Annotated in this window: 5 protein-coding genes and 1 pseudogene; 1 reads left to right on the forward strand and 5 read right to left on the reverse strand. The window is 61.4% G+C overall.

Features of this window, described 5'->3' with window-relative positions; translation table 11 throughout:
- Positions 1–118: 118 nt before the first annotated feature.
- Both ACQKPE_RS08030 and ACQKPE_RS08035 read right to left on the reverse strand, forming a co-directional pair.
- Positions 119–664 carry a single-stranded DNA-binding protein gene (locus tag ACQKPE_RS08030; protein WP_427664741.1) on the reverse strand — a complete coding sequence of 182 codons (546 nt, stop codon included), beginning with the start codon at positions 662–664 and terminating at the stop codon, positions 119–121.
- Positions 665–673: 9 nt separating this feature from the next.
- On the reverse strand, positions 674–2,068 hold the full coding sequence (locus tag ACQKPE_RS08035; RefSeq protein WP_427664743.1) for an MFS transporter: 1,395 nt from the start codon (positions 2,066–2,068) through the stop codon (positions 674–676).
- Positions 2,069–2,197: 129 nt separating this feature from the next.
- Between ACQKPE_RS08035 and uvrA the strand changes: the two genes are divergently transcribed.
- Entirely contained in the window at positions 2,198–5,032 is a 2,835-nt protein-coding gene (uvrA, locus tag ACQKPE_RS08040; RefSeq protein ID WP_427664745.1) for an excinuclease ABC subunit UvrA, read from the forward strand.
- Positions 5,033–5,092: 60 nt separating this feature from the next.
- Here the strand turns inward: uvrA and bfr are convergent, their stop codons facing one another.
- The 3 genes and pseudogenes from bfr to rplQ form a co-directional block, all read right to left on the reverse strand.
- Positions 5,093–5,557 (reverse strand): bacterioferritin, encoded by a 465-nt coding sequence (gene bfr / locus ACQKPE_RS08045; protein WP_427664747.1) that lies wholly within the window; start codon positions 5,555–5,557, stop codon positions 5,093–5,095.
- A 165-nt stretch (positions 5,558–5,722) separates the two neighbouring features.
- The gene (locus ACQKPE_RS08050; protein WP_427664749.1) at positions 5,723–7,162 is read right to left on the reverse strand and encodes a catalase; all 1,440 of its coding nucleotides are present in this window, start codon (positions 7,160–7,162) and stop codon (positions 5,723–5,725) included.
- Positions 7,163–7,333: 171 nt separating this feature from the next.
- Positions 7,334–7,600 (reverse strand): annotated as a pseudogene (rplQ, locus tag ACQKPE_RS08055) (50S ribosomal protein L17); the annotation flags it as partial.
- Positions 7,601–7,678 lie beyond the last annotated feature (78 nt).

Genomic DNA, 7,678 nt, shown 5'->3' on the forward strand with positions numbered 1-7,678 from the left:
GAGAGGTAAACGCTTAACAAATGTAGCTCTTACTCCGCAAAATTCTGTAAACAATAAAAAAGCGAAGCCAAATCAATGGCTTCGCTTCTAATGTTTACGGTTCTGAAAAAGCTACACTTCAGAACGGAATATCGTCGTCGAAGCTGTCGAAGTCAGCCGCGGGCTGCGGCGCAGGCTGCTGCGGCGCCTGGCGCTGTTGCGCCTGTTGCGGGCGCGGGGCCTGCTGGCGTGGGGCCTGGTTGTACTGCTGCTGGCCGCCACCCTGGTTATAGTTGTTGCCACCACCCTGGTTGTACTGGTCGCCGCCTTGCTGGCCCTGAGGACGGCCGCCAAGCAGCTGCATGGTGCCCTGCATGTCGACGATGATCTCGGTGGTGTAGCGCTTGATGCCGTCTTTTTCCCACTCGCGGGTTTGCAGCTTGCCCTCGATGTAGCACTGGGAGCCCTTGCGCAAGTACTCACCGGCGATCTCGGCGACCTTGCCGAACAGGGAAACGCGGTGCCACTCGGTGCGCTCGACCTTCTGGCCGGACTGCTTGTCGGTCCACTGCTCGCTGGTGGCCAGGCTCAGGTTGGTCACGGCGTTACCGTTGGGCAGGTAGCGGACTTCGGGATCCTGGCCGCAAGTACCGACCAGAATGACTTTGTTAACCCCACGGGCCATAACGTTCTCCTAGGCTTCGCACGCCGCTGAGGCTGGGTTCACCAGACGCTCCAGGGTCGCACGGTCCAAAATTTTCGTATCCAGTTTGATATAGATGGCAGCTTCTTCCGCCACCACCACGGCGTCGGTCACACCCGGCACGGCCATCAGGCGCTCGGTCAGCCCGGCTTCCCGGACTGCCTCCGGCGTCAGCGGCATACGCAGGCTGGTCACGTAGGGTGGCTCGTTCATGCCCAGGGCAGACACCAGCCAGACCGCACACAGCACCGCACAACCGATGAACACCCACCCAAGGCCACCGTGCTGGAACAACCAGCCACCGAGTATTCCTCCCAGCGCAGCGCCGAGGAACTGGCTGGTGGAATACACCCCCATTGCCGTTCCCTTGCCGCCAGCAGGCGACACCTTGCTGACCAGCGAAGGCAAGGACGCTTCCAGCAGGTTGAATGCAGTGAAGAATACCACGGTGCCGATCACCAGTCCCCGCAAGTTATCGGCCCACTGCCAGAAGAACACCTCGACCAGCAGCAGGACACTGACCGCGCCAAGCAGGACGCGTTTCATCTTGCGCTTCTTTTCGCCATAGATGATGAACGGGACCATTGCAAAAAATGAGACCAGCAGCGCGGTCAGGTATACCCACCAGTGCTCTTCCTTGGGCAGGCCGCCGCGTTCGACGAAGGCCAGCGGCAGCGCGACGAAGCTGGCCATGAGGATGGCGTGAAGGATGAAAATACCCGTATCCAGGCGCAGAAGGTCCGGATGGCGCAGGGTCGGGCCAAGTGCCTGGCGCGCCACGCCGGATTCACGATGCTGCAATGCGCTGTGCGCGCTGGGCACCACGAAGGCGATCAGGGCGATGCCGACGACGGCAAGTCCTGCTGTGGCGAGGAACAATCCTGACAAGCCAAAGGCACTCGTCAACAGAGGCCCAACCACCATCGCTACTGCGAACGACAGGCCGATGCTCATGCCGATCATGGCCATGGCCTTGGTCCGGTGCTGCTCGCGGGTGAGGTCGGAAAGCAGCGCCATGACCGCTGCGGAAATTGCCCCGGCGCCCTGCAGGATGCGCCCGGCGATCACACCCCAGATCGAGTCGGCCTGGGCCGCCAGTACGCTGCCGAGGGCGAAGATCACCAACCCCAGGTAGATCACCGGGCGGCGCCCGATGCGGTCGGAAATCATCCCGAACGGAATCTGTAGCACGGCCTGGGTCAGGCCGTAGGCACCAATGGCCAGGCCGATCAGTGCCGGCGTGGAACCGGCCAGGTCCATGCCATAGGTCGCAAGCACCGGCAACACCATGAACATGCCCAGCATACGAAAGGCAAAGACCAACGCCAGGCCGCTCGCCGCGCGGGTTTCGCTGCTACTCATGCGCTCGTTGTGGGTGTCGTGCATGGATGAACCTCGTGTGAACCGGCGGCGATTCTATCAGTCCGACGGCAAGACGGCATATACGCGACGCTTTGCCGCGTAGTGGCAGCGCGCCGTATACTTCTTTGTTTATGCCCGCCGAGCGAGGCTGCAGTGGACAAGATCCTGATCCGTGGGGCACGTACCCACAACCTGAAGAATATCGACCTGACCCTGCCCCGGGACAAACTGATCGTGATCACCGGCCTGTCCGGTTCCGGCAAGTCGTCCCTGGCGTTCGACACCCTGTACGCCGAGGGCCAGCGTCGCTATGTCGAGTCGCTGTCGGCCTACGCCCGGCAGTTCCTGTCGATGATGGAAAAGCCCGACGTCGACACCATCGAAGGCCTGTCGCCGGCTATTTCCATCGAGCAGAAATCGACCTCGCACAACCCCCGCTCGACCGTCGGCACCATCACCGAGATCTACGATTACCTGCGCCTGCTGTACGCGCGGGTGGGCACACCACGCTGCCCGGACCACGACATTCCACTGGAAGCGCAAACGGTCAGCCAGATGGTCGACCTGGTGCTCGAACAACCAGAGGGCAGCAAGCTGATGCTGCTGGCCCCTGTGATACGCGAGCGCAAGGGCGAGCACCTGGCGGTGTTCGACGAGCTGCGCGCCCAGGGCTTCGTGCGCGCACGGGTCAATGGCAAATTGTACGAGCTCGACGAGCTGCCCAAGCTCGACAAGCAGAAGAAGCACAGCATCGACGTGGTGGTGGACCGCTTCAAGGTGCGCGACGACCTGCAACAGCGCCTGGCCGAGTCGTTCGAAACCGCGCTGAAGCTCGCCGACGGTATCGCCCTGGTGGCGCAGATGGACGACGAAAGCGCCGAGGACATGATCTTCTCCGCGCGTTTCGCCTGCCCGGTCTGCGGCCACGCGATCAGCGAGCTGGAACCGAAGCTGTTTTCCTTCAACAACCCCGCTGGCGCCTGCCCGACCTGCGACGGCCTGGGTGTGAAGCAGTTCTTCGACACCAAGCGCCTGGTCAACAGCGAGCTGACCCTGGCCGAAGGTGCGATTCGCGGCTGGGACCGACGCAACGTCTATTACTTCCAGATGCTCGGCTCACTGGCGGCGCACTATGGCTTCAGCCTCGAGGAGCCGTTCGGCGAGCTGTCCGCCGAGCACCAGAAGGTGATCCTGCAGGGCAGCGGCAAGCAGAGCGTCGACTTCAAGTACCTCAACGACCGCGGCGATATCGTCAAGCGCTCGCACCCGTTCGAAGGCATCGTGCCGAACCTGGAGCGGCGCTACCGCGAAACCGAGTCGGCCACCGTGCGCGAGGAACTGGCCAAGTTCCTCGGCACCCAGCCCTGCCCGGACTGCCGCGGCACCCGCCTGCGCCGCGAGGCGCGTCATGTGTGGGTGGGCGAGAAGACCCTGCCGGCCGTGACCAACCTGCCGATCGGCGATGCCAGCGAGTACTTCGCCGGCCTGAGCCTGACCGGCCGACGCGGTGAGATTGCGGCGAAGATCCTCAAGGAAATCTGCGAACGCCTGCAGTTCCTGGTGAACGTCGGCCTCGACTACCTGACCCTCGACCGCAGCGCCGAAACCCTCTCGGGCGGTGAAGCCCAGCGTATTCGCCTGGCCAGCCAGATCGGCGCCGGCCTGGTGGGTGTGATGTACATCCTCGACGAGCCGTCGATCGGCCTGCACCAACGCGATAACGACCGCTTGCTGGCCACCCTCAACCACCTGCGTGACCTGGGCAACACGGTCATCGTGGTCGAGCACGACGAAGACGCCATTCGCCTGGCCGACTACGTGGTGGACATTGGCCCTGGCGCCGGCGTGCATGGTGGCCAGATCGTCGCCGAGGGCTCGCCCGAGGAAGTGATGGCGCACCCTGACTCGCTGACCGGCAAGTACCTTTCTGGTCGCAAGAAGATCGTCGTGCCCGCCAAGCGTACGCCGCGCAACAAGAAGCTCTCGCTCAAGCTCAAGGGCGCGCGTGGCAACAACCTGCAAAACGTCGACCTGGAAGTGCCAATCGGCCTGCTCACCTGCGTGACCGGGGTATCCGGCTCGGGCAAGTCGACCCTGATCAACAACACCCTGTTCCCGCTGGCAGCCACCGCGCTCAATGGCGCGAGCAGCCTTGAGCCGGCAGCACATACCAGCATGGACGGCTTGCAGCATCTGGACAAAGTGGTCGACATCGACCAGAGCCCAATTGGCCGCACCCCGCGCTCGAACCCGGCGACCTACACCGGTATCTTCACGCCGATCCGCGAATTGTTCGCTGGCGTGCCGGAGTCGCGCTCGCGCGGCTATGGCCCAGGGCGCTTCTCGTTCAACGTCAAGGGTGGGCGCTGCGAGGCATGCCAGGGTGATGGCCTGATCAAGGTCGAGATGCACTTCCTGCCGGACATCTACGTGCCGTGCGACGTGTGCAAGAGCAAGCGCTACAACCGCGAAACCCTGGAGATCAAGTACAAGGGCAAGAACATCCACGAGGTGCTGGAGATGACCATCGAGGATGCCCGCGAGTTCTTCGACGCGGTGCCGGCACTGGCGCGCAAGCTGCAAACGCTGATGGACGTGGGGCTTTCCTACATCAAGCTGGGGCAATCGGCCACGACTTTGTCCGGTGGCGAGGCGCAGCGGGTGAAGCTTTCTCGCGAGCTGTCCAAGCGCGACACCGGCAAGACCCTGTATATCCTCGACGAGCCGACCACCGGCCTGCACTTCGCGGATATCCAGCAATTGCTGGATGTGTTGCACCGCCTGCGCGATCACGGCAACACCGTGGTGGTGATCGAGCACAACCTGGACGTTATCAAGACCGCTGACTGGCTGGTAGACCTAGGGCCGGAAGGGGGTTCCAAAGGTGGCCAGATCATCGCCAGCGGTACGCCAGAGGAACTGGCGAAGATGAAACAGTCGTATACGGGCCATTACCTCGCGCCGCTATTGGAGCGTGACCGGGCCTGACGAAAAAAGCCCCTGGCACGCAAATGCCAGGGGCTTTTTCTTCCCAGCAGGCGAACCGGCTTACATCTGCGATTGCAGGTAGTTCTGCAGACCGATGGACTTGATCAGGCCTTGCTGCTTCTCCAGCCAGTAGGTGTGATCTTCTTCGGTATCGGCCAACTGCACGCGCAGGATGTCACGGCTGATGTAGTCCTTGTGCAGTTCGCACAGCTCGATGCCTTTGCAAAGCGCAGCACGCACCTTGTACTCAAGGCGCAGGTCGGCGGCGAGCATGTCCGGCACCGTGGTGCCAACGTCCAGGTCGTCAGGGCGCATGCGCGGGGTGCCTTCGAGCATGAGGATGCGGCGCATCAGGGCGTCGGCGTGTTGCGCCTCTTCTTCCATCTCGTGGTTGATACGCTCGTAGAGCTTGGTCAGGCCCCAGTCTTCGTACATGCGCGAGTGGATGAAATATTGATCACGCGCCGCCAGTTCGCCCGTCAGCAACGTGTTGAGGTAATCGATTACGTCCGGGTGACCTTGCATCGCCCTGCTACTCCCTGAATGAAACGTTGATAGGGAGATAGTGTGAACCATGATTTCGCCAAGGTCACTGAAAAGCGCGCAATTTGTTGGAAAAAAATCGGCAAACGGTAGTGATATTCATTGAAAAACCGCCCAAATGAGGGCGGTTCTACTTATCATTTCGACTCAGGCGAGATTTACGCCCAAGGCCTTGGCAACCCCCTCTCCATAAGCCGGGTCGGCTTTGAAGAAGTGCTGCAATTGACGCTGCACCACATCCTCACTGACACCTGCCAATGTACCGGCGATATTGTCGATCAACAGCGCCCGTTGATCGGCACTCATCAAACGGAACAGTGCGCCGGCCTGGCTGTAGTAGTCGGCGTCCTCGCGGTGGTCGTAGCGATCGGCCGAACCGCTCAGGGCCAGCGCAGGCTCTGCATGGCGAGGCGACTGCTTCGGTGCATCGGCGTAGCTGTTCGGCTCGTAGTTCGGAGCACTGCCGTAGGCGCCGAATGCCATTGCGCCGTCACGCTGGTAGCTGTTGACCGGGCTACGTGGCGCATTCACCGGCAGATGCTGGTGATTGGTGCCCACGCGATAACGGTGCGCATCGGCGTATGCGAATACCCGGCCCTGGAGCATGCGGTCAGGCGACAAACCAACACCCGGCACCATGTTGCTCGGGCCGAAGGTGGCCTGCTCGACTTCAGCGAAGTAGTTGAGCGGGTTGCGGTTCAGCTCGAGCACCCCGACCTCGATCAGCGGGAACTCCTTCTGCGACCAGGTCTTGGTCACGTCGAAAGGGTTTTCCGCACGGTTGGCGGCCTGCTCCTCGGACATAACCTGGATGCAAGCAGTCCAACGCGGGTGATCACCACGCTCGATGGCTTCGAACAAGTCACGCTGCGCGTAATCCGGGTCGGTGCCAGCCAGGCGCGCAGCGTCGGCTGGCGACAGGTTCTTGATGCCTTGCTGGGTCTTGAAGTGCCACTTCACCCAAGTGCGCTCGCCCTTGGCGTTGATCAGGCTATAGGTGTGGCTGCCGAAACCGTGCATGTGACGGTAACCGTCCGGAATGCCGCGGTCAGAGAACAGAATGGTGACCTGGTGCAGCGCTTCAGGCGAATGCGACCAGAAGTCCCACATCATCTGGGCATTCTTCAGGTTGGTCTGTGGGTGACGCTTCTGGGTATGGATGAAATCGGGGAACTTCAGTGGGTCGCGAATGAAGAAGATTGGCGTGTTGTTGCCAACGATGTCCCAGTTGCCTTCTTCGGTATAGAACTTCAGGGCGAACCCTCGTGGGTCGCGCTCGGTGTCGGCCGATCCACGCTCACCGCCAACGGTAGAGAAGCGCAGGAAGGTTTCAGTCTGCTTGCCCACTGCCTCGAACAGGCGAGCACTGGTGTACTGGGTGATATCGCGGGTGACCGTGAAAGTGCCATAGGCACCGGAGCCCTTCGCGTGTACACGGCGCTCGGGAATGTTCTCGCGGTTGAAGTGGGCGAGTTTCTCGATCAGGTGGAAGTCATCGAGCAACAGCGGGCCGCGAGGGCCTGCGGAGCGGGAGTTCTGGTTGTCGGCGACGGGAGCACCGCTGGCGGTAGTAAGAATCTTGCTCATGATCTCTCCTGATCGGTTTCGAAATGCCGGCTAAACGGCTTGGAGAGAGTATCGGGAAAGAACACTACAAGATCCAATGCATTAAGAAACTAGTATCGATAGATATTTGCAATTCATATAGACACAAAAAACCGGGCACTAGGCCCGGTTTCTTGTAGCAGACTAAACGTCTTACTCAGCAGCTTCTACAGCACCGCCGACCGGACGATCAACCAGCTCGACGTACGCCATAGGCGCGTTGTCGCCAGCGCGGAAACCGCACTTCAGGATGCGCAGGTAGCCGCCCTGACGGGTGGCGTAACGCTTGCCCAGGTCGTTGAACAGTTTGCCAACAGCGGACTTCGAACGGGTACGGTCGAAGGCCAGACGACGGTTAGCAACGCTGTCTTCCTTGGCCAGGGTGATCAGCGGCTCGGCAACGCGGCGCAGTTCCTTGGAGCCCGACACGCTGGCTGGCTCCGGTGATGAGGATGGGGCTGTTCATGTTCGGGCGGTCAACTTGTTCGTGCAGTGATG

Source organism: Pseudomonas sp. NPDC089554 (assembly GCF_050280645.1).
Lineage (GTDB): Bacteria > Pseudomonadota > Gammaproteobacteria > Pseudomonadales > Pseudomonadaceae > Aquipseudomonas.